32 protein-coding genes are annotated in these 21,489 nt (G+C 58.3%); 25 read left to right on the forward strand and 7 right to left on the reverse strand.

Annotation, left to right across the window (positions count from 1 at the left end; translation table 11 throughout):
• Positions 1–8: 8 nt before the first annotated feature.
• From ACIOTN_RS16950 to ACIOTN_RS16975, 6 genes are all read right to left on the reverse strand, one after another.
• Complete coding sequence (locus ACIOTN_RS16950; RefSeq protein WP_105658364.1) at positions 9–455, reverse strand: hypothetical protein; 447 nt, start codon at positions 453–455, stop codon at positions 9–11.
• Complete coding sequence (locus ACIOTN_RS16955; RefSeq protein WP_105658363.1) at positions 448–867, reverse strand: TadE family protein; 420 nt, start codon at positions 865–867, stop codon at positions 448–450. Before ACIOTN_RS16955 ends, ACIOTN_RS16950 begins: the two co-directional genes overlap by 8 nt.
• A 141-nt stretch (positions 868–1,008) precedes the next feature.
• A complete protein-coding gene (locus tag ACIOTN_RS16960; RefSeq protein WP_402735757.1) occupies positions 1,009–2,433 on the reverse strand; it encodes a recombinase family protein in 1,425 nt (474 codons plus the stop codon).
• A 90-nt stretch (positions 2,434–2,523) separates the two neighbouring features.
• Positions 2,524–2,955 (reverse strand): ImmA/IrrE family metallo-endopeptidase, encoded by a 432-nt coding sequence (locus ACIOTN_RS16965; protein WP_402735758.1) that lies wholly within the window; start codon positions 2,953–2,955, stop codon positions 2,524–2,526.
• Between the two features lie 48 nt (positions 2,956–3,003).
• Positions 3,004–4,224, reverse strand: coding sequence for a hypothetical protein (locus ACIOTN_RS16970; protein WP_402735759.1), 1,221 nt, complete (start codon positions 4,222–4,224; stop codon positions 3,004–3,006).
• The gene (locus tag ACIOTN_RS16975; protein WP_402735760.1) at positions 4,190–4,828 is read right to left on the reverse strand and encodes a hypothetical protein; all 639 of its coding nucleotides are present in this window, start codon (positions 4,826–4,828) and stop codon (positions 4,190–4,192) included. Before ACIOTN_RS16975 ends, ACIOTN_RS16970 begins: the two co-directional genes overlap by 35 nt.
• Positions 4,829–5,070: 242 nt before the next feature.
• On the opposite strand from ACIOTN_RS16975, the gene ACIOTN_RS16980 reads away from it, so the two are divergent.
• From ACIOTN_RS16980 to ACIOTN_RS17055, 16 genes are read left to right on the forward strand one after another with little or no spacing between them, the layout of a single operon-like run.
• Complete coding sequence (locus tag ACIOTN_RS16980; RefSeq protein ID WP_402735761.1) at positions 5,071–5,334, forward strand: helix-turn-helix domain-containing protein; 264 nt, start codon at positions 5,071–5,073, stop codon at positions 5,332–5,334.
• Entirely contained in the window at positions 5,331–5,708 is a 378-nt protein-coding gene (locus ACIOTN_RS16985; RefSeq protein ID WP_402735762.1) for a hypothetical protein, read from the forward strand. The genes ACIOTN_RS16980 and ACIOTN_RS16985 overlap by 4 nt, the downstream gene beginning before the upstream one ends.
• Positions 5,705–6,028 (forward strand): hypothetical protein, encoded by a 324-nt coding sequence (locus tag ACIOTN_RS16990; RefSeq protein ID WP_402735763.1) that lies wholly within the window; start codon positions 5,705–5,707, stop codon positions 6,026–6,028. The genes ACIOTN_RS16985 and ACIOTN_RS16990 overlap by 4 nt, the downstream gene beginning before the upstream one ends.
• Before the next feature lie 12 nt (positions 6,029–6,040).
• Positions 6,041–6,175 (forward strand): hypothetical protein, encoded by a 135-nt coding sequence (locus tag ACIOTN_RS16995; protein ID WP_402735764.1) that lies wholly within the window; start codon positions 6,041–6,043, stop codon positions 6,173–6,175.
• Positions 6,172–6,489 carry a hypothetical protein gene (locus ACIOTN_RS17000; protein ID WP_402735765.1) on the forward strand — a complete coding sequence of 106 codons (318 nt, stop codon included), beginning with the start codon at positions 6,172–6,174 and terminating at the stop codon, positions 6,487–6,489. Before ACIOTN_RS16995 ends, ACIOTN_RS17000 begins: the two co-directional genes overlap by 4 nt.
• Entirely contained in the window at positions 6,482–6,937 is a 456-nt protein-coding gene (locus ACIOTN_RS17005; protein WP_402735766.1) for a hypothetical protein, read from the forward strand. Before ACIOTN_RS17000 ends, ACIOTN_RS17005 begins: the two co-directional genes overlap by 8 nt.
• Complete coding sequence (locus ACIOTN_RS17010) at positions 6,934–7,233, forward strand: hypothetical protein (RefSeq protein WP_402735767.1); 300 nt, start codon at positions 6,934–6,936, stop codon at positions 7,231–7,233. Before ACIOTN_RS17005 ends, ACIOTN_RS17010 begins: the two co-directional genes overlap by 4 nt.
• A 5-nt stretch (positions 7,234–7,238) precedes the next feature.
• Positions 7,239–7,448, forward strand: coding sequence for a hypothetical protein (locus tag ACIOTN_RS17015; protein WP_402735768.1), 210 nt, complete (start codon positions 7,239–7,241; stop codon positions 7,446–7,448).
• A gap of 44 nt (positions 7,449–7,492) precedes the next feature.
• Complete coding sequence (locus ACIOTN_RS17020; RefSeq protein ID WP_402735769.1) at positions 7,493–9,001, forward strand: ParB/RepB/Spo0J family partition protein; 1,509 nt, start codon at positions 7,493–7,495, stop codon at positions 8,999–9,001.
• 2 nt (positions 9,002–9,003) lie between these two features.
• Positions 9,004–9,288, forward strand: a complete 285-nt coding sequence (locus ACIOTN_RS17025; protein WP_402735770.1) for a WhiB family transcriptional regulator — start codon at positions 9,004–9,006, stop codon at positions 9,286–9,288.
• Positions 9,289–9,297: 9 nt separating this feature from the next.
• Positions 9,298–10,038 carry a hypothetical protein gene (locus ACIOTN_RS17030; RefSeq protein ID WP_402735771.1) on the forward strand — a complete coding sequence of 247 codons (741 nt, stop codon included), beginning with the start codon at positions 9,298–9,300 and terminating at the stop codon, positions 10,036–10,038.
• Positions 10,039–10,086: 48 nt separating this feature from the next.
• Complete coding sequence (locus tag ACIOTN_RS17035; protein WP_402735772.1) at positions 10,087–10,941, forward strand: phage antirepressor KilAC domain-containing protein; 855 nt, start codon at positions 10,087–10,089, stop codon at positions 10,939–10,941.
• Positions 10,938–11,219 (forward strand): glutaredoxin family protein, encoded by a 282-nt coding sequence (locus ACIOTN_RS17040; protein ID WP_402735773.1) that lies wholly within the window; start codon positions 10,938–10,940, stop codon positions 11,217–11,219. Before ACIOTN_RS17035 ends, ACIOTN_RS17040 begins: the two co-directional genes overlap by 4 nt.
• Positions 11,216–11,449, forward strand: coding sequence for a hypothetical protein (locus tag ACIOTN_RS17045; RefSeq protein WP_402735774.1), 234 nt, complete (start codon positions 11,216–11,218; stop codon positions 11,447–11,449). Before ACIOTN_RS17040 ends, ACIOTN_RS17045 begins: the two co-directional genes overlap by 4 nt.
• Positions 11,446–11,709 carry a hypothetical protein gene (locus ACIOTN_RS17050; protein ID WP_402735775.1) on the forward strand — a complete coding sequence of 88 codons (264 nt, stop codon included), beginning with the start codon at positions 11,446–11,448 and terminating at the stop codon, positions 11,707–11,709. The genes ACIOTN_RS17045 and ACIOTN_RS17050 overlap by 4 nt, the downstream gene beginning before the upstream one ends.
• On the forward strand, positions 11,688–12,137 hold the full coding sequence (locus tag ACIOTN_RS17055) for a hypothetical protein (protein ID WP_402735776.1): 450 nt from the start codon (positions 11,688–11,690) through the stop codon (positions 12,135–12,137). Before ACIOTN_RS17050 ends, ACIOTN_RS17055 begins: the two co-directional genes overlap by 22 nt.
• A 21-nt stretch (positions 12,138–12,158) precedes the next feature.
• On the opposite strand, the gene ACIOTN_RS17060 is transcribed toward ACIOTN_RS17055, so the two are convergent.
• Positions 12,159–12,419 (reverse strand): GlsB/YeaQ/YmgE family stress response membrane protein, encoded by a 261-nt coding sequence (locus tag ACIOTN_RS17060; RefSeq protein ID WP_105661338.1) that lies wholly within the window; start codon positions 12,417–12,419, stop codon positions 12,159–12,161.
• 118 nt (positions 12,420–12,537) lie between these two features.
• Between ACIOTN_RS17060 and ACIOTN_RS17065 the strand changes: the two genes are divergently transcribed.
• From ACIOTN_RS17065 to ACIOTN_RS17105, 9 genes are all read left to right on the forward strand, one after another.
• Positions 12,538–12,852, forward strand: a complete 315-nt coding sequence (locus tag ACIOTN_RS17065; RefSeq protein ID WP_402735777.1) for a hypothetical protein — start codon at positions 12,538–12,540, stop codon at positions 12,850–12,852.
• Between the two features lie 470 nt (positions 12,853–13,322).
• Entirely contained in the window at positions 13,323–14,582 is a 1,260-nt protein-coding gene (locus tag ACIOTN_RS17070; RefSeq protein ID WP_402735778.1) for an HNH endonuclease, read from the forward strand.
• A complete protein-coding gene (locus tag ACIOTN_RS17075) occupies positions 14,582–14,938 on the forward strand; it encodes a VRR-NUC domain-containing protein (RefSeq protein WP_402735779.1) in 357 nt (118 codons plus the stop codon). The genes ACIOTN_RS17070 and ACIOTN_RS17075 overlap by 1 nt, the downstream gene beginning before the upstream one ends.
• Positions 14,925–15,662, forward strand: a complete 738-nt coding sequence (locus ACIOTN_RS17080) for a hypothetical protein (RefSeq protein WP_402735780.1) — start codon at positions 14,925–14,927, stop codon at positions 15,660–15,662. The genes ACIOTN_RS17075 and ACIOTN_RS17080 overlap by 14 nt, the downstream gene beginning before the upstream one ends.
• A gap of 113 nt (positions 15,663–15,775) precedes the next feature.
• On the forward strand, positions 15,776–16,033 hold the full coding sequence (locus ACIOTN_RS17085) for a hypothetical protein (RefSeq protein ID WP_402735781.1): 258 nt from the start codon (positions 15,776–15,778) through the stop codon (positions 16,031–16,033).
• A 537-nt stretch (positions 16,034–16,570) separates the two neighbouring features.
• Positions 16,571–17,158 carry a P27 family phage terminase small subunit gene (locus tag ACIOTN_RS17090; protein ID WP_402735782.1) on the forward strand — a complete coding sequence of 196 codons (588 nt, stop codon included), beginning with the start codon at positions 16,571–16,573 and terminating at the stop codon, positions 17,156–17,158.
• A gap of 43 nt (positions 17,159–17,201) precedes the next feature.
• Positions 17,202–18,941, forward strand: a complete 1,740-nt coding sequence (locus ACIOTN_RS17095) for a terminase large subunit (protein ID WP_402735783.1) — start codon at positions 17,202–17,204, stop codon at positions 18,939–18,941.
• Positions 18,938–20,365: a phage portal protein gene (locus tag ACIOTN_RS17100; RefSeq protein WP_402735784.1), complete on the forward strand. Its 1,428-nt coding sequence runs from the start codon at positions 18,938–18,940 to the stop codon at positions 20,363–20,365. The genes ACIOTN_RS17095 and ACIOTN_RS17100 overlap by 4 nt, the downstream gene beginning before the upstream one ends.
• Positions 20,366–21,484, forward strand: coding sequence for a hypothetical protein (locus ACIOTN_RS17105; protein WP_402735785.1), 1,119 nt, complete (start codon positions 20,366–20,368; stop codon positions 21,482–21,484). It begins immediately after the preceding gene.
• Positions 21,485–21,489: the final 5 nt, after the last annotated feature.

Raw genomic sequence — 21,489 nt, forward strand, 5'->3', positions numbered from 1 at the left:
GTTTTGTCCTAGCCAAAGCGATCAGTCCTTTGCGAGGCTGAAGAATCCACGGTGAAAGCAGATACCTCTGCCCAGTCGGAAACGAAAGGAAGGGGAACATCCAACGCTACCGTCACAGTGACGACACTGCCCGGACTCAAGCATTCCTTGTCGCAACTAATCGATGTGCGAGCGTCGGCATATCCAAAGTTGTTCATGGTTCTTCGTACGACTGCGTGCGCATCTGACCTTGCCTGGGCGGGGTTATCGGCGGCGGCGAAAACCTTCGCTGCATGATCAGCAGCTCCAACCACGGCATAGCTACCGCCTTGCAGCTGTCCGACGGCCAGAATCAGGTACACCATGGGAATCAGCAAGACAGTTGAAGCAAAAATAAACTCCACTATCGCGCTGCCGCGATCTTCGGCCCGGATTCTCTTGTGCATCGCGGCAGCGAGATACTTGGCTCTACCCATAACGCACAGCTTCTCCCTGAACCTGCAAATCCCACCCGTTGGGCAAGAACCCGATTAAGGGCACCCTAGTGTTAACCGATACGGTTACCAACTGGCTATCACCAACGCGGGTTGTGCTCACAGCAATGTCACGGGCAAATCCGCCATGCAAGCTTTCGGTGATCAACATCCGAGTTCTGCTTCGAGCGTCGGATACTGACCGATTGGCCAAAGCACCGTAATGGGCGCCGTTCGATGCTGCGTCAATCAGGGTGTTGCGCACATGCAGTACCAACGCGAGTTGGATGAGCGTCATTGCGATGACCACAAGCAACGTTGTGACCATGACAAATTCGGCTACAGCAGACCCGTTCTCGCAATCTACAAGTTCCGCAGATTCCGAATTTCCAGGAGACCCCGCACTCGACCACATGCGCGGTTATCCCAATCCGGAAACTCGATCGATCGCTTGGTTGAACAGGTCCTGCAGCCTAGGCCCTGCAATGGCCAGCAAGGCGGCAACCAGCAACGCGGACATGAGTATGACTAGTACCTGACTGCTCCTAGACCCTGACTAGGAAGTACTCCCCCAGCGAGGCACGATCTGCACCTGACCACGAGGCCGACCAGGCTTCACCACAATCTTCGCCACCACCCTGGCCAGCAGCTCCCGCTTCACCTCCGCCGGCATCTCACCCCACTGCTCCATCAGATCAGGAGGCAACTTCAAGGGCTCAACCCGGGACTCGACACGCGCCGCCATCAGCTGATCCTCCAGAGACTTCTTCTCACCGACCCACTGATCACGCATCCGCTCATAGACCTCCTGCGGCACCGTCCCATCCACCAGCTTCTCAGTCAACGCCTCCAACCTGGACTCCACCTTGATCAGCGCTCGCCGAAGTCCGGGTGTGGGGTCGTGGGGCTTAGGTGCCTTGTGGTCCTGGGTGGCCTCGTTGATTTCATCCGCTATGTCGGACAGCCAGGGAAGTAGGGTGGCTTCGATGGTGCTGTTCATGACGTAGCCGCCGGGGTGGAGTTTCCATTGGGCGGCCCCGCTGCAGCGGTATTTGAGGGTGTGGTCTGAGCCAAAGAGGCCGGCGTACATTCCGTGGCCGCAGAGCTCGCAGAAGATCAGGCCGGTGTACGGGTATTTTCCTTTGGTGCGGGAGCGGGTGACCCGACGGCTCTTGCGGCGCACCTGGAATTGTTCCCATGTTTCTTCGCTGATCAACGGTTCGTGGATCCCTTGGCGGACTTCTCCTTTGGAGATGAAGCGGCCTGAGGCGAAGGGGTTGTCCATGACGCGGCGTACGGTGTTTGCTGACCAGATGCCCGGCTTCGGCCCGGTGTAGCCTTCCCCAGGCTTGGTGGGTCCTGCGTTGAGGTAGTCGGTAATGTCGTAGAAGGAGGCCCCGGCGACGTATTTGCGGTAACACTCTTGAAGGATCGGGCCCTCGATGGGGTCCGGGATGAAACCGGTCTTCTTGTCGTACTGGTAGCCGAAGCGTTTCTTGCCAGTCGCCGGCAGGCCCTGCTCGATGCGGCGCCGGTGTGCCTCCTTCCAGGTGTCGCCGATGCGTTCGGATTCGAAGGCTGCGAATTCTGCGAGCATGCCGCGGGCGAAGCGTCCAGTGGACGTGCTGACGTCGACTTGCTCAGTCGCGGATTCGATACGGCCGCCGGCAGCTTCAACCTTGTCGATGGCCACAGCCCAGTCCAGGCGTGCGCGTGAGAGGCGTGACCATTTCCAGAGGATGATGACGTCGGCTTCCTGGTCTTCGATCATCTTCATGACGCGCAGCACTGCCGGGCGTTTCCATGTTCGGCCGCTGATACCGTGATCGGACTCGACTGCGACTACATCGTAGCCTGCCTGTGTAGCGTAGCGGCGGCCTGCGTCCTCTTGCAGCTCTAGGCTGATGGATTCCTCCTTGGCCACGGATTGGCGCAGGTAGAGGATAGCTCGGGGTCGTTGCTGGGTCCTCTTTGGATTCATCGGAATCACTCCTGTGCTTCGGAGATGCTTCTACTTTGTGCGTTGACGCGAGTTTTTGGGCGCGACTAATTACGGGATGGGAATAAGTGGTTAGGCGATATGTTCGCCTGGCGGCCAAAGCGCCTGGATCTGGTCGCCGTCTAACGTGGCCAGCCGATCCAGGATGACTTGTTCGGTGACGCCGATTTCCTCGGCCATTTCGGCCGGGCAGCGTGACCAGCCTGCAACTTCCTGTAGGCTCTCGAAGCTGACAAGGAAACGAGCTACTTCCAGGCAGACTTGCCGTTCGATGGCCCGCGACTGGCAGCCGTCGTGACCGTGCCGGATGTGGATTGCCTCGTGCGCCAGGAAGCATTTCCGCTCCACTGCGGTGAGTTTCGGGTCGATCCAGATACGCCGACCATCCGTGGCCGCAACTATGTCCGGGTGAGGACGATTCCAAATGATAATGACGTGCGCGAACGAGCGCAGCATAGCCCATACAGTTTGCATATAATCGAATATATGTTCGAAAGCTTGCAAGTCACAATATGACTGGAATCAGGTCCGTGACATCAGCGGTCGGTGACGTTACTTAACTTGGATTCTGGCGATATTGGCGATGAGCGTCGAAAGATCAGCGATGCTGATACTTTCGATTTTTTCGCCGGAACCGGATTGAGGGCGCCCTGGCTCTTCGCCAAATACTCGTTTCGCAAATTCGGCGCGAAGTTGATTTTTGGAAGCTTCGTCTCCGATTTGCTCGGTGTAGGAGGCAAACGTTTGAAGCTGAACTTGCATCGTGTCCGCCCAAACTGCGAGGCGGCGATGATATGTGGCCAGTCGCAACAAATAAGTTCCAATCGCTCCGCCCCCGGCCACAATTGCGAACCGCCATGACAGTTCAGGCAAATTAAATTCGGCGTCCCCGGACTGCAATGCAAAGGTTACTGAAAAGTCTGCCACTCCGAAAAGGACCATGATTCCAATTGTGAAGAAGAACATGGTTGACACATCATGCTTTTTACGAAACGACTGAAAATGTTGCACAAGCGTGTCTGCCGAGGACCGCTTAGAAACTGCGTCATACCTTGCCTGGGCGGCGGAGAAATTATTTACTGCATCCAGTGCCTGTGACTCTAGTTGGCTTATCGTGCTTTTAGTTCCCTCAAGATCCCTCGCCAAATTCTCTGCTCGAACTGTCCACGAACTCAAGTCAGTAGCTTGGCTTTCCAACCGATTCCGAAGGCTCGATATCTCATCCGGATCCAGATTGATGGAGTTGAGTTTATCAATCGCCGCTGCTGCTTGGCGATCAAGCGCCAACTGCTGCTCCTCCTTCTTCAAGGCATACTGGAGATCTATGAAATCTCGACGGAGGTTGGAGAACTTCTTGCCGTAAGTTGGGTCGTTAGACAACTCGGGAATATAGTGTGCGGGGTCTAACTCCATGAAGTAGACCTCTTCCATCCAGTGCAAAACCCTCGTCAGATCTTGAAGTGTATTGGCAGAAGAAAGATCCAGTTTTTTATAGGACTGGTCAAGATAGCGCTCAAGATTGACAAATTTGTCCGGGGAGACCTGGGTCAAATGCTCAAGTACCAAGCCCGTGAACATGTTGGTGTGCTGATCAATTACCGAAGCGATTGAGCTCGCCATCCGCCCCATAGGGTCTGCCTGGTTGAAGGTCCGAGCCCAGCCGTTGAAGTTATCCGAGATTCCTTGGAGTGTAGCCCGCAAAAGTCGAAATGCGTTGTCTTTCGCTGCGAGATCAATTTCAGAAATCGGAATCACGTCCTTCAGGGTCAACATCGGACACACTGTGGTCCAATTCCGCGTCAAGTTGCTCTTGCTTGGTCTTCACCTTTGGGTGCGCTGCGAGTTTCTGGAGTGGTGGCACTGGGATGCTCCTGGCTTCTTCGCCGTGGAGCTCCGTGATGCCGTAGTCACGTTCGGTCTTCTGTCCAGGGCGAGCGTCACCCGCGGGCGCCACCTCTCGCAGTGTTGAAGTTTCGCTTGCTTGAGATTGGCCTCGTTGTCCATTAATGCCACTTTCCGCGTCATGCATCGCGGCTACCAGAGACAAAACTAATCGCTGGTCCCGGACGCTTAGATCCGTTGAATAGCGAAGCGAATTTTCCAAAGATGCATCCTGGGCGTCCATTTGGACTCCCATGCTGGCCACGGCCGCATAAGCGACCGCCTGCTCTGAGACACCAAGCACTGAAGCTAGGACTTGAATCTGGCTGGCTTTGATTGCAACTACAGGTTCAATCTTCAGCCGAGAAAAATTCGAGTGCTTCATCGAGTGGCCGTTTCGCTCAGCCACCCTCTCCATGTCGCGGGTTGACCAACCTTCACGGTCTTGCGCTGCCTGGATGAGGCGGCCGAGTGGGTGTAATTCGTTCACAGCCATAGTCTTTCCGGATCGCATGGACACGCGCAAACAGTGCGGACACTTCTTGTAAGCATGTCGTGGACACTAAGAACTCTAGCTATAAATTGCGAAGAATGCCTGAATCCACGCAGTTCTAGGTAAATCCGTAGAAAAAGAGTGGACACTAGCGGGCAGTTAATGTAATGATTATCTGGACACTTGGAAGAAAGGCTAGTACAGTGAAGGTCGTAAAGTTCCCGATCCAGCTAGGAGATATCTGGATGAAACTCAAGGACAGGAAGAAGCTCCTGACCATCATGGAGATTCAGGAGGTGTCTCGTCGCGAACTCGCCAGCATTGCGGGGTGGAAGTCTCATAGCTACATGAACCGCCTCTGCAATGGCGAGGTTGACACTTTGCAGCCAGAACCAGCGTTGCGAATTGCGAAATTCCTAGGCGTGGCTGTAGACGATCTTTTTTTGACCAAAGTGGAAGAAAAGAGTGGCCAACCGGAAAATAAGTCAGGAAAGGTACGTGCGGCATGAAAAAGAACCTCACACCCCTCGCCGTCGCAGCCCTCGCGCTCGCCGGTTGTGTACCCGCTCAGGCAGACGCGAGCCGGGTTGCCAGCACGGCCGCTGTCAAGAGCCACTCTGTCGGCAACACCTCGAACAGCATCACCGAGGTACGCGATGCGCTAGAGCGTGACGACATGCGAGCCCAGGTTCACGCGAACTTGGATTCGCTGTTGTCCAGCTCCGAGGCGTACGCGACGCACTTCGAGTTCGAGCGTGATCTGTTCGTCTGCGAGCAGCTACACCCGGTTCCGGCCGACCACGAGACTGATCACCCGGAATCAAGGCCACTCGCCAATTGTGTGCGGCTCACCTTCGAGGCGCACCAGGCAGGTCAGTCGTGAGTCGGTACAGCGACAACTACGACCAGGCCGCGATGCTCTACCGCACTGCCCGGAACGATGCCATTGAAGCTAACGAGCTCGTCGGCTCTGCTGCAGTAGACGTTGCAGAACAGATCCTGGATACCGGAACCGCCGATGCGACCGTGCTTGCCGTCTATAAGAAGGCGAAGGAACTGGCCGCGCAGAAGTCGGCTGTGATGCATGACGCCTGGGGTGTCTATGACCAGTCCTACCGGATCTGGACCGGCCAGGAAAAGGTAATGCCCCCAGCAGGTGCAACTGCTGAGGGCGATGAAACCAAACATTCAAACGGTAAGTAAGGAGTGATTTCAATGTCCAGTGTATCGAACACTGTTGATAGCACGCAGGTCGAGGCTCGGCCATCGCGGGAGCAGTGCATCCGTGAGGCAGGAGCTGTGCTGGCCAGCTGGCGCGCCGAGTCCATCGTCCAGGTGGTGGCGGCGTGAACGATCTGATTTTCACCGTCATCGGTTCCGGCGTTGGCCTGACCGCGATTGGCACGCTCGGCTCGGGAATGTTTTTCTTCCTGACCGGGGCGAAGAACAACCAGAAGACCGCTGAGTTGCGCGAGTCCGAAGCGGCGTTGAACCGCACTCGGGTGGAGTCCGCGAAGGTGGCGAACCGTGTAGCGAACGAGATGGGCCGCAAGCTGGCTTCGGTGGAAGGCCTGGGCGAGTTCGCCCTTGGTTTCTCACCCAACGAAGACGGACCGTGCCAGTGCGGCAAGTGCAAAGCAAGAAGAGGAGAGACCGATGTCTAAGTTTTGGTTCCGGAAGAATCACCAGTCAGTTTCCCCAGCACGTCTGGCCGAAGCACAGAATCTGGTTACCCGCCAAGAGGCGTACGACCGTGCGAAAGAAGCCACCGTTCACTTGCTGCTTGCTTTGAAGCAGTGGCCAGGCTTCGACTCCACCGGCAACATCAACGGGGCCATCGACCACACGCTAGTGAACATTGACCGCCTTGACGACGCTCTCGACGAGCTGCGGGACCAGGTCGATAAGTTCCGTGGCCAGCAGGTGGCAGAGATGGTACAGCGCTCAGACCATCCGTCCATGCGCTCGCCTGAAAATATGATGGTCCAGCCCAGCGGGCATGGCCTTCGCGTATCCATCGGCGGCTCGGTGGTGGCCACGCCGAAGTCAGTCGCCGTACAGGTAACCAAGAAACTCGACGAGGTCTTCACCCGAAAAGGCATAGTGCTGTGAGCCGGGTCGAGGGCCGCGTGGTGATCAATCCGAAGGGTTCCGGCCGGCCATCTGCCACGCTGCACACGTCCTGGCTGGAATCACCCAAGTCTGATCGTGCCAAGGCTGCTAAGGCAACGGTGAGTGCTTGGGCGAAGAACAAGTACCGCGGCTGCAGCGTCTACGTCGAGGTCGGAACCATCGCGGACGGCGACAACGGCGTGGGCCACTTGCACGTGAACGGGATGGAGATCGCGGACTTCTCCGCAGTCCTCGCTCCTCCCCCTGTGCCGGCCCAGTCCTTGTTCGAAGGATGATCGCCATGAGTCCTGCAGACATTCTTCGTTTCGCGGTTCGCCGCATGTTCTGGATCCATATGCCGGCCATTTGTCTGCTGCTGTTGCTCTGCATGCTGACCGTGCAGTTGCCTTCCGGTTTCAGTGGCTTGTGCGCTATTGCCGCGTTTGGCTGGGTTGTCCTTGCTGTTGGCGACTGGGTGGCATCTGACCTTCGCGCTTTCCGCGCCGCATAACTCTTTCTTTCCAAATCTTTCTTACGCACTAGAGGTGTATTTTCTTGGCTAAATTCAACGGCAGACTTGAAGTTCTTGCCCTTTCCGCAGTGCATCAGCACCCCGATAACATCCGTGAGGATTTGGGCGATCTGACCCAGCTGTCCGGCGAGATCAAGGAGTTGGGGCTGCTCAACCCGCTGTTGGTGTACCCGCATCCGGACCGCGAGGGCGACTTCGTGGTGCAGGACGGTAACCGCCGACGTGCAGCTGCCGCTCAGGCCGGCCTGACGGAGGTTCCTTGCGTGGTACTTCCAGTGCCGAAGGCCGATCGTGGCCCACGCGCTGACATCGAGACGATGCTGACCACCGGCCGCAACCACCGACCGTTATCCGAGGCCGAGGTATCCAAGGGCATCCAGGGCCTGCTGGATCTGGGCTTGGATATCACGACCGTGGGCAAAAAGTTCAAGATGTCCCGCAAGGAAGTCCAGGCTCGCGCCAAGGTCGCCCTGAAGAACGATGGCGTATCCAAGGCCTACTCCGCCGGCCGACTGAGCTTGGACGCGGTACAGCGCTTGCAGGAGCTGGAAGAGAAGTCCGATATCCCCAACCTGTACGAACGCGCCGTGGAGCGCATCGAGGATATGCCTAACGGTGCCAGCGTGGAGACCGTTGAGCGCGTCATTACGGAGACTGAAATGTCAATCAAGAAGTCGCAACGCGAGGCGGAGCTGAAAGAGCTGGACGCCAAAGTTGGAGACTTCAACATTCAGTACGACGCCTCGTGGTCGAAGGTCGAAGACGAAATGACCGACGAAGAACACAAGGCGGCCGGCCACCGCTACTACTTCAGCTATCGCGATCCTGAACCTACCTGGTACGTCAAGGAGAAGAAGGTCAAGCCCGAGCTGACCGAGCAGGAGAAGCACGACAAGGAAACCCAGAACAAGCTCAAGAGCATGCTCAAGATCGTGCAGCGCTCCCGAATCGCGTTCATCAAGAATGCTTTCGAGACCGTGAAGCCGTCGGAGCAGCTGGCGAAGGAAACCATCGCCAAGAAGATCATGGAGCAGATCCTCTACTCGGATGAAGGCCGAACCATTATGGGCGAGGTCGTAGGCATCAAAGCCCCCGAGCTGGACGGAATCACCAGCTCTTCCGAACTCCTGGACCGCTGGAACGCTGAAGTGCACAAGCACCTGGTGCGTCAGTCCATGGCTTATTTGGGCATGATGCTGGCCTTCGCTGGTTACGTCGGCACTGAAGAATCGCTGGGCAAGCTGTCTGGCTTCGAACGCTCAGGGTTTGAAAACGGCAACTACGGCGCTCGCTGGAAGAACGGTCACGCCTACTACAAGTTCCTTACTGAGCATCTCGGCTATGAACTCGACCTCGACGAGAAGCTGGCCATGGAGTACTCGGCCATGAATCTGACTGGCCGCAATCGCGATCTGGATCTGGTCCCGCTCCCTGACGAGGTCACCGCGACCTGTGGCGGCTGCAACCAGGAAGTCGTGGCCGACTCCGAGTGGCAGGGACTGTGCATCGACTGCGACGGGGAGAACGAGTAGCCGTGGCCACCAGAAGCATGGCGAGCATTACCCGCCAAGCCCCGGACATGGCCGCCGACGACCGGGACTGGCGAGCCGAAGCGCTCTGCAAGAACTGGGATTTCAAGAAGAAGGGCGATCCCTGGCACCCGGCCAGCGAATCCCGCGTAGCGGCCATCGAAGGCAAGAACCTCTGCGGAGGATGCAAAGTCCGATTCGACTGCCTCATCGACGCAGTCCAATCAGATACCAGGTACGGCATCCGTGGCGGAAAGACACCCGACGAACGAAGAAGACTCAGGAAGTAGGAACCACGAATGCTGCAATTCACAGTAGACCTCCACACCTTCCGATCCGCCTTGGCATCCACCAAGACGCACGTCTCCAACGACAAGGACGATCTGGTCGGCCGGAGCATCGACTGCACGATTCGCCCAAACCGCGAACTGCTCGTCACCGCCACCAACGGCCTGACCGTCGGAGTCGCACGCGTACCCATCGAGGAAGAGAGCTTCTACGTAGAACTCGGCCAGTTCTCCATGACACCGGAAACCGCCGGCACCATCATCGACATGTTCGCACCAGGCAAAGAAGACTGGAACGTCCAACTGGAAGTGATCGTCACCTTCACCACCGAGCAGCAGCCCGGAGAAGAAGACATCACCGTATCCACCATCAAGGTGCGACGCCTCGGCCAGCTCTTCGGCGGCGACCAGCTCACCGTCACCACACCAGTCCAAACAAACAAGGACTTGACCCGCATCTGGGCCAGCCTCGGACGCGCAGCCCAGCGCAACCGCGCAATGCTCCCGCCCACCAGGTTTGACCTGAAACGCATCACAGCGTTCCGGGCAGCACAGACCACCTACGGCGAACCGCTCACGGTCTGTGCGCTTACCAACGGCTTCGGATCACTGCTTGTCCTCTGCGGTCACTACTTCATCGGCATGCTCCGCGCCGACCGCGTGGAACTCGAAGACCAGGACAAAGACAACTACGACGGCATCAAAGAGCACTGGGCCAAGGAATTGCCCTCGCTCTTCGCGGCAGTCAGCTGAAACCTTGTCAAGAAATTAACAAACCAAAGACCTTGTAAGGAGGACCTAGTGAACGACCTCTTCACCTACGCAGCACAGCAAAACGGAGCCCGGACGCCGTTCGACCAGATCAAGCGCAACGATGACCAAGGAAATGAGTACTGGTCAGCCCGCGACCTGATGCCGCTCATGGGATACAGCACGTGGCAGAACTTCGCCACACCGCTGAACCGGGCGATGAGTTCCGCGGCTAATCAAATGGTGGACGTGGAGTCCAACTTTATGGCATCCCATAAAGTTGCCGCTGCCGGGAAGATGCCGCAGTCAGATTGGCACTTGTCGCGTTTCGCAGCGTACCTGGTCGCCATGAACGGGGACCCGAATAAGCCGGAAGTCGCGGCCGCGCAATCGTACTTCGCGATACAGACCCGCGCCGCGGAGGTGCAGGCAACGTTGGTCAAGCCGTCCGGTGCCGAGCTGCTGGCCATGGCGGTGATAGAAGCGCAGGCGATGATCGCGGCGAAGGACCAGCACATCGCGCAGCTGGAGCCGAAAGCGGATTACGTCGATACGTTCGTGGCCGACGAGGATCTGATCACCTTCCGAACGCTGGCATCGGATTTGAAGGTAGGCGAGGGCGTGCTGCGCGCAATCCTCTTGGACCGGAAATGGATCTACAAGCAGGAGTCCTCGCGCTGGTCGGAGTCGGAGCAGCGCAAGAAGCCGATCTATCGGTACAGCGCCATGGCGGATAAGAAGAATTACTTCCACGCAGTCCTCGCCCACGACGCGCCCCGGTTCCGCGGAGAAGTGATGCACACGCTGAAGCTCACGCCAGAAGGCGCCATAGCCGTGACGCGACTGATCAGCCAGCTGAGAAGAGCCACGGACTCGCTCAAGGGTCTGGAAGGAGCAACAGCGTGAGCAAGCTCGTCACCTTGTACACGAAGCCAGGAACGTGCAACCAGTGCACCAACACCAAGCGTGCACTGGACACCGCCGGCATCCCTTACCAGGAGATCGTCGTCAACGAGTCAGATAAGCAGTCCATCGACGAGTTGAAACTGATCGCACAGAAGAAGGGCGTCGCGGCAACGATGCCCTACGTCCTAGTCATGGATATGGAAACCAAGGATTCTCACGACTGGTTCGGGTTCCAGCCGGACGAAGTCAAAAAGCTGGCGAAGGAGCTGACGGCATGAGCACCGTCATTGAAGCCCGGCGCTTGAACAACACCGATCTGGACAAGACGGTCGAGTTTGCGCCAACGAAGGGCACGTTGGAGTCCATCACCCACGGATCCTACGACGTCGTAGGCGGCAAGAAGATGAAGTACGTCGGAGTCATGCTGGACGGCCAGCATCACGTCCTCATGCCATCGGACAAGATCACCATCACCGGCCAGATGAAGAAGCCAGAGGTTCAGTCATGATCGCCCCGAAGTCCCACATCACGGAGGACCTGGTCGAGCAGGTGGCCATCGTCTCCTACGAGCAGACCAGGATCCAGAATAGCGAGCTGCCGATGCCTAGCTGGGCCGGCGCCGGAGCGTTCAACCGGTATCAGCACAAGGTGGACATAGCAGAAGCACTGAAGCTGATCCTCCCGGTCATGATCGAGCAGGGCTGGAAAGCACCCGAGCCAAGAGACGAAATCCAAGGAGATCCCCAATGCCTGACCAGCCCCCGCTAAACCCGGACGCTCTCGAAGCTGGCGCGAAAGCGTTGTTCATGCGTGAAAGGAAGTACCACACGCCGAGCATTGAATGCCCAGAACCGCCGAACTGGGAAGACCTCACCGAAACCAGCATGGAACACTACCGGGGCAACGCACGCGCTGTCCTCGCCGTCGCCCAGCCGGAAGTTCGCGGGTACATCATCGTCGACAAGAAAACCAACGCGATTGACTGGGACGGTGAACTCCACACGAGTATCGAATCAGCCATTGAATCCATGACAGGGCTACACCAGAGCATGTGCCGGACAGCTGAAGAAGAGGACGACGCGGCAAACGACGGCAGGACAGCCTGGTGGCGCTTCTACTCGATCCATGCCGTTACTGACGGACCGGAGGTGAACGATGCCCAGGCATGGCGAACGGGGCCTCACCCCGAAAGGTAAGACCCCGTTCTGTCGCGCAAACTACGCCTTCTTGCGTGTGATCAGTCCCCAGATAACGAGGACGATCAGCGAGCCGCCGATGGCCAGCAACCATGTAGACAGATCCCAGAATTCGTTTACTCCGACTCCGAAGATCGCGGATCCAATCCACCCGCCAACAATAGCGCCAACAACACCAAGCACCAGGGTAGCGAGCCAGCCGCCACCCTGCTCACCAGGCTTGATCGCCTTAGCGATCGCGCCAGCAATAAGGCCTAAAACAATCCAACCAATGAAACCCATAACTTCCTCCTGTTGGGATCGAGTGACTTCGTTCAGCATCAGGACTGAGATGCACAAGGGAAAACAATACAGGTCGGGGCACAGGAATTACTAATCAAAAACATAGGAGATGATTCCCATGGGCGCTAATGGCAAGCATGAATCCACCTACCACGGCGGGGAATTCACGCCGGACACTGCGACCATACGAACGTTCTATACAAGCGACACTGACGGAAACCCTATTCCGGGTCGCGCTGCCCAGTTCAACCGCTGGCTTGAAACCGTCCGCGCCGAAGCAAAAACAGAAGCGCTCAACGAGGTAGCCAACGCTTTTCAATACAAGGCATGGAACGAACTGATCCAGGGCAGCCTGCAAGACCGGTTGCGCGTAGCCCAGCCAATCACCGCATGGCTCCGTGCCCGCGCTAACCAGTCTCAGGAGGAAAAGTGACTGAACCAGCAACCCCTAAACGCCCCAGGAACGATGGCCCAGTCCCACGACTCGACCCGCTCCGGGACATGGATGAAATCCATACCGGCCGGCTCAACAACCTCGACCACTTAGGGCTCCACGCCTGCATCAACATCCCGGGAGAACCACGACTCTACGGGCGCATCACCTACATCACCCACCAACTCCACGCCACCGTCGTGGAACTCACCTGGAACGGCGTCCAAATCAAGCACCGAAGCGACCCCGAACAAGTAATAAGAATCGAGGCCCACCAATGATGCTAATCAGAGCGCTCACCGACGACTCGGAAAAAATCTACGTCTGCCGAAACCCGCACTCCCGCCGCTGGATCACCCTCCAACGCGGCAACGCCCTCGCAGACACCAAACACCCCAAAGAAGCGCTCGCCGTAGCCAGGGCGCAAGCCCGGAAGCTGCCGAAGCCTAAGAACATGAACAGGAACGCCAATGTCGTGGTTGAAGCAGTCGGACGTATCGGCGAATCATCCACTGATTTTGCGTGTTCTGGAAGTGAACTGGGTCGATGATCGCCTACTGAACGAGGTCTACGGGTGGGTGAATCGGTGCGCCACGCAATCGGCTGCATTCGATAAGGACTACATCGTAGAGGTCGGCACAGCCAGGATGCTGGCCGGCCTGAGCCGGTACGCCGAGCTGCTGAAGACCACGCTGTATTGCGGGATCTTCGAGGAGAAGGAGATTGAGGAGAACGGCAAGAAGCGTCGGGTCCTCAAGCTGGTGGAAGAGGAAGACCTCTTCCACATGATCCTCAAGTCGGATAAGGACCGCGAGAAGAACCGTCGCGCGGATACCTACGACATGGCCAAGAAGGGCGCCATCATCAAGCGCGATGGCGCCGAGTGCCGCTGGTGTGGCCGCATTGTCACCTTTGGCAATGACCGCAAATCGATCAAGGCCCACACCATCGATCACCTTGACCCGACCGATCTGGACACCAGCGACCCCACGCCCATTGACCGGCTCGTGGTGGCCTGCCTGGATTGCAATTCAACGAGAAAGGAAGGTGACTTCTGGGATAAAGAACTCAGACCGGCACCAAGAATCCCGTACTTCACCGCCGCCGCGGCCGCATGGCTGCGCGACAAGGCGGGAATCCTGGTCAAAGTCTCGACTGAACGTGTAGAGCTCCACGCTCCTAAGCCAGCTCCTGCATCGACCCCAGTGAATGGTCCGGCCTCCACCGAGGTAACGGCAAGCGACGAAGCAACGGATACCACCGGCTCGTCCACCACCACCGGCAAGAATGCGACGGCAGCCAGCAAGGTTGAGCGCTCCGAGGCAACGGATAACCCGGCCCGGAAAGAACGCCTGTCCACTTCGGACATGGCCACCGAGCTCCACGACATCGAATACTCGGAAATGATCGCAGCACTTGAACGCGAAGCCGTAGAGACTCCCCGCCAGGGTGAGACTCCGGCCGGCGACGAAGCAACGGATACCACCGGCTCGTCCCCCGCGCAGTCACCGATCAACTCCGAATCAAAAAATAATCAGTTGATCATCAAGAAACCTGAGGGTGTCGGATCTGGATCTGTCGGGACGGGTCGGGACGGGTCGGGACGGGAAGGGTCTGGTAGGGCTGGGTGGCGCGATCACTCACCTGCTGATTCCCCTCCTACCGCTAAGCCTTCGAACAATACTCAGCCCCGTTCAAGACGTAGAAGACCTCGTAGGAGGAAGAGCTAATGAAGTACAACCAGAAGCTGTTCAAGAACCCTGTCCTCTTGTGGAGTGAATCAGAGTTCCAGTCGCATGTGCAGAACCTTGCGAAGTCGTTGGGTTACACGCAGCAGTACCACACCCATGATTCTCGGCGTTCGAATCCGGGATTCCCTGATCTGGTGTTGATCCATGGTCGGACGAAGATGTTGATGTTTGCCGAGTTGAAGGCCCCGGACGGCCGGGTGGGTCCAGCGCAGGAGTCGTGGCTGAATGATCTTCGCTTGGGTGGTCAGGTTGCTGAGGTGTGGCGTCCATCGGATTGGGTGTCTGGCCGGATTCTTCGGGTGTTGCGAGGAGGTGCGACAGTTGTCAGAGCATAAGAACACTGCGGAGTGCGGTTGCTGGGGTTGCCAGTCGATCGCGCGTGAAGGTGCTGGGGTGTGCGTGGTTCATCTGGTAGCGGAGCAGGACAAGGTTCCCCCTGCTGCGTCGGCTGACCTGAATCTCTGCCCTACTTGTGATGACCGGATGCGTGCTGATCTTCACCTGGTGGCTGATCGTTGGGATGAAGCCCAGGACGCTTTGCATCCGTCGCGAGGTGGTGACAGTGAGCGTCACGCCCAGCGCACTGAAGCACCGTTGCCGTTGAACGTTTCAGTATCGGATGCGTTGATGATCGTGCGCGACAACATCTGGTCAGTGGCGCTCAGGCTAATCGATGATCATCCTGGTCTCATGTTGCCGGCTGATCAGACCACGCCGAGCCTGGCCGAGTGGCTGGCCCGCTGGCAGATGGTGAAGATCGCAGGAGCAACTGACAAGGGCTTCACCCGCCTGGCGTATTGGTGGGTTGCCGAGGCAGCTGACCAGATCGCGGCCAAGACGTACGGTGTCGAGACTACGGCCAAGCTGCCGGATCAGTACTGCAAGCGCCCCGGGTGCAAAGGCCAGCTGTTCATTGCCGAGAGGTCCGATGGTGTGAAGACTGTCAGGTGTGCAGCTGATGCCCATCACGCGGTGCAATGGGACACCTGGTCGAAGATGTTGAAGGCGTCTCGACCTCAGCGTCGAGGTGCTCGGCCTCCCCGTCTGGGTCGGGTTTGACGGACTTGACTTAGTGGCGTAAATTTACTGATTGAATGGCCTTACTGGCTCAAGCGATAGCCCCGAATCACAACAGTGGTTCGGGGCTTCGTCGTACCTAGACGAAGGAGGCCATGAGCATGAATCACATCTACCTCGGGCAACACTCAAACCAACGGGGCTCGCAACTTCAGGCGTGGATCATGGCTAACGGCATAGATCCAGCGCTTGTGCCGCATGAGTCAGTTGCTGAGATCCATGGTTCTTGGATTACCTACGTGATCTTCAAGATCGACTACCGCACTAAGCTCCGGGTTATCGGTGATGAACGGTATGAGAAAGAGTTCCTTTCCGTTCCGTTGGTAGCCCGGCCTGAAGAGTTCGGGCTGTGAGCAACTATGCCAAGCGCACCGAAGAAGCCATGCACTCAGCCTGGTTGCACCGAGCTGGTCCAAGCCTTCGGTAGTCGTGGTCGATGCGACGAGCATGAGAAGGCAGCCGAAGAACACCGGGGCTCGTCTAGATGGCGCGGGTACACAGGCCGTGGCCACCGCCGGTTCCGTGAAGAAGTTCTCGCTCGTGATCCGATATGCGTCTTGTGCATGAAGAGACCATCTAAAGATGCCGACCACTACCCCACCTCCCGAAAGGGATTGATTTCGCAGGGCTTGAACCCTGACGATCCCAAATACGGTCGGGGTTTGTGCTCGCCTTGCCACAAGACTGAAACCGCCGAACATCAGCCCGGAGGATGGAACGCGAAGCAGTGACACGCCTCGAATGCCTTGACTTCATGCCGATCGATGCCCCTCAAAGGGGGTGGGGGTGACCCCCTCCCGGGCTTTCAAATTAGCCGCCGGGCAGGCGAACTCGTAGTCCCGCAGGTTAGAGCTTTTTGATCAGGGGGTGTCGCCGTTATGCCTGGTCCGATGCCAAAACCGGCGCTCGCCGTGGTGCGCGAGGGCAATCCGGGGCACCGTCCGGAGCCGGAATCGGTGGTGTTGCCGCCGGCCGACTTCATCGAGCCGGATTGGTCTCGCGAACTTCCAGAAGCTCAGGCTCCGAAGAAGCCGAAAGAGCCGGAGCGTGAAGACGGAGAGTCCATTGAGCACTTCCAGCAGCGCGTCTACCGATATGAGAAGCAGTTGGTCTCGTATCAACTCAAGAGGCAGGCCATCAACGGCACTCGCTTCGTGAAGAGACGTGCGAAAGAGGAGTGGGATCGAGTGGTGCCGGTGCTTGAGAAGAGCGTCGGTCTCGCTGCGGTGGACTTCTCACTGGTTGTGGACATGTGCATCTGTGTGGCTCGCCTCGAATGGACCGAGCACGAGCTGTCGCGTGAAGGCTTGATCACCATGGGCCAGCGCGGGCCGGGGAAGAACCCGCACACTACGATTGCCGGCCAGTACCGGACTCAGCTCAAGAACTACGTCCGTGAGCTTGGGCTGTCGCCTGCAGCTCGAACCGGCTTGCCTGGTCGCGAAGACACCTCCGTGGACGACGATCCGTTCGATTAGACGTTGGGGAGGGTGATTGCACCTCTAGAGATGGAGGTGGGACATGCTCGAGTACGACTTCGACCGGCTGCCGGTTCCCTATGAGGCGCTGATCGAGCTGGGGGTAGAACATGACCAGATCATCGAGGCGCTCAAGCGCGAACCGCTCACCGTAGCTAATCAGGCCGACCAGCAACCGGGCGCGTGGTTCGACGTAGGACGGGCGCGCAAGGCGCTGATGGCGCTAGGCTCCTTCCGGCACACGAAAGGTCGCTGGGCAGGCGTGCGCATGCGTCTGGGCGAAGGTCTGGACTCGTGGCAGGTCGTCTGGGTGCTCGCTCCGGTCTTCGGATGGGTTTACCACGACGAAGAGATTGACCGAGTTGTCCGTGTGATCCGCTCGGTGTGGGTAGAGATACCGCGTAAGAACGGAAAATCGACCTTCGCCGCGGGGTTCTCCGGCATCCTGCTCCTGGCGGACGGTGAGGCCGGCGCCGAGGTTTACAACGCGGCCGGTTCCAAAGATCAGGCACGCCGCGTATTCGACGACTCTAAAGCCATGCTCATGTCCTCACCGGCTGCGCGTAAGCGTATCGAGCCATTGACTGACGTAGTCCGCGTTCCTCGCACACTGGGAATTCTGCGCGTGCTGTCCAAGGTCGCGGAGACCGCCCACGGACTCAACGTCTCCGGCGCTTCCATTGACGAGATCCACACCCTGCGCAACCAGGGCAAGCTGATCGAAGCAATCGAAACCGGCACCGGTGCACGAGACCAACCACTGATCCTGTTCATCACCACCGCCGACGAAGCCGAAGACGGTACACCGTACGACGAAAAGCACACGTACACCCTCAACATCTCCAACGGCATCATCAAGGATCCGCGTTTCTACGGAGTCATCTGGGCCGCCGAAGAAAAAGACGATCCATACGCCGAGAAAACCTGGTACAAAGCCAACCCTGGCCTAGGAAAATCGCCCACCCTCGCGTACATGCGAGACCAAGCAACCAAGGCCCAAGGCTCCCCGGCTGCGCTCAAGACCTTCCTGCAGCTCGCTTTGAACCTGCGCTCGCCGGGTTCTGCCCGCTGGGTGGATTTGAAACGCTGGGACGAGCTGGGCGGCGCTAAGCGCACTCCCCTGCGGGGCCGGCGCGCCTGGGGCGGCTTGGACTTGTCTGCAACGAGTGACTTCACTGCTTGGACGGTCTGGTCGCAGTCGAACCGGCCGGGTATGAAGTTCGATCTGTTCACCCGCTTCTGGGTGCCGGAGGAACGAATCGATGACTTGGAGAAGCAACTGTTGATTCCGCTACGTGACTGGGTGGATCGCGGTTATGTGACTGCGTCCGAAGGCGACGTGATCGACTACAGCGCTGTGAAGTCGGCGGTGATTGGCGATTGCAAGCACTTCGACATGCAGCGCGTCTCCTATGACCGCATGTTCGCTGGCCAGCTGGTGCAGGAACTTGACTCGGAGCTCTCAGGAATCGATATTGTGCCGGTCGCTCAGACCTTCTATGGCTTGTCTCCTGCTTCCAAGGAGATGGAGCGCATGTGGAAGGCCAAGGAGATGCGCCACGACGATAACCCCGTCATGCGTTGGATGGCGTCCCGCGTGGAAGTCAAAACCGATGACGCTGACAACATACGCCCAGTGAAACCGAACCGGCGCACCTCGACCGCTCGTATCGACGGGTTCCAGGCAGCTGTGACCGGCTTGGACGGAATTGTCCGTACCTCGCTGGAAGAAAAGCGCAATCTGGTGGCAACAGGCTCTAGTACACGAAGGAGGGCACAATGACGGTTGACGTTTTTGACCAGGATTCAGTGGCCCGTCGTGTAGACGAACTGGCACGGGAGCTGGAGCACCGCGGACCGACCATCGAGAAGTACGTGAACCGCTACCAGGGCGAGGGCGAAACCTTGCGCTGGGCATCGAAGAAGTTCGACGAGTACTTCAAGAAGCAGTTCGCTGGATTCGGCGACAACTGGTGCATGCCGGTGGTCGACGCAGCTGCGGAGCGCATGCAGGTCCTCGGGTTCCGTGCACACGGTGAAGACTTGAAGATCGACGAACAGCTGCAGCGCGACTGGCTCGGATCCAACTCGGATCTAGGCAGTTCCGAGGCGTTCACCATGCAAATGGCCGGCGGCCGGGCCTTCTCGCTCGTGCACCCGGCAGACTCTCCGGACAAGGCACCCAGCGTCACCTGGGAGCATCCGCAGTCAGCCATCGTCAACACTGATCCTGTCACTGGCATCGACCGCGACGGGCTGGTCATGTGGCAGGACGATAAGTACGACTTCGCTACCTACTACACGCAGACCCACTTCGTGAAGATGAAGCGGGAGAACGGCAAGCAGCGGTACGAGAACACCGAGCGGATCTCCCCCACTGGCGGCTGGGAACCTCGCGACGATGAGCACCAGCCAGCTGAGCACCACCTCGGCGAGATGCCTCTGACCGAGATACGCAACAAAACCTTGCTGGACGATAACCCGATGTCTGATATCGCCGGTGTCGCCGCCCTGCAGGACGCGGTCAACCTCGTCTGGGCTTACTTGATGAACGCACTCGATCAGGCTTCCATGCCTGCCCGAGTCGCCGTGAACGCGGACGTTCCCCAAGTGCCAATCTTGGACAAGGACGGCCAGGTGGCCGGCTACCAGGATGTCGAACTGGACGAGCTTCTCAAGGAGAAGATCATCTTCCTTCCGGGCCAGGATGCTCGCATTGAAGAATGGACCGCTGCGAACCTCGAAGCCTTCTCCAAGGTCATCTCGCAGCTGGTCGAGCACATTGCAGCCCAGACCCGCACACCACCGCATTATCTGGTGGCGAAGATGATCAACACCGCGGCCGAATCGTTGAACATCGCTGAAGCCGGCCTGGTCTCCAAAGTCAAGGAACGCATTCTCTATGCTTCCAAGGGCGTGAAGAAGACCTTTCGGCTCATGGCTGCAGCACGCGGTGCCACCAATGATCGAATCGAATCTCTCCGTGCGGGAACGATTATCTGGGACAACATCCAGTACCGGTCCGAATCGCAGATGGCAGACGTCGGAACCAAGTACAAGGCTGCTGGGTTCCCGACCGAGTACGTCTACGAGAAGCTCCTCACCGACCCGGTCCAGGTTGCAAGGGTGATGGCCATGCGCCAGAAGGAACTCCAGATGGATCCGTTCTTGGCAGCAGAAGACAGGATGCGTCAAGGGGGCTTCTAAATGGCTCAGACCATCATCGAGGCAGCAGCCACCCACTACGCCTACGGCAAGCAGGTTCAAACACGAGCCTTGCGAGACCTCACGCGTCTGTGGGTGGCTGTCGACCGAAACAACATCTTGGACTCATGGCAAGCGCAACTGGGCTCAGCAACACTCATTGTGGCCCAAGCCCAGCAGGCCGTCGCAGAGGACTCCATCGAGTACTCGGCGGCAGTCTTGGAAGCCCAAGATGCACCCGCACCAGAGCATCAGGTACTCGCTGCTGGGTTCGCCGGAATCGCCTACCCCTTAGGCGACCAGCTGCGCCGGCCGATCGGCTTGGAAGACTCGATCGCATCTCCGGCCTACAAGACCCTCCGGGCCATCGGGCACGGATACACTGTGGACCGATCCATGGGCATAGGCCTGGACAACCTGCTCTTGCGCTCGCAAATGCAGATCGCCGATGCATCCAGACAAGCCGAGGGCGTGGCCATGGCAACCCCGCCGGTACGCATGCACTACGTCCGCATGCTCAACCCGCCATCGTGCTCGCGCTGCGCAATCCTGGCCGGCCGAACCTACCGAGCTCAAGAAGCATTCCGGCGCCACCTCGGATGCGACTGCAGGCATATCCCGGTCAGTGAAGCGCTCGCCGGTGAAATGACCACTGATCCGTATCGATACTTCAACTCGTTGAGTCCGGAAGACCAGGACAAGTACTTCAAGCCAACGGACGCTCAGGCGATCCGTGACGGCGCGGATATCTTCCAAGTGGTCAATGCCCAGTCGGAGACCTACACGACCGAGGGCGGGGCGCTCGCGACCTATTACGGCACTACCCGGCGCGGGTACTGGGGCTCTTTGCAAGAGACCAGGAACCGTCAGGGCAAGGAACGCTACGGCGTAGCGATACGTGAGCGTCTGATGCCTGAAGAAATTTACAAACGTTCCAACGGCAACCGTGAGCAGTCGCTCCGGATGCTTGAGGACTACGGATACATCACTGGTCTGGGGCAAAACCCAGAAGGTGTTGTCCGTGGGCCCGGTGTCGGCTACCTCGGTGGCCGGAAGCCGAGCTACTCACTCGACCCTGCAACGGGGTCGTGGACCGCCGCGTCGCGCAATGTGACCGACTGAAAGGA

Source organism: Glutamicibacter sp. NPDC087661, assembly GCF_044743275.1.
Classification (GTDB): domain Bacteria; phylum Actinomycetota; class Actinomycetes; order Actinomycetales; family Micrococcaceae; genus Glutamicibacter.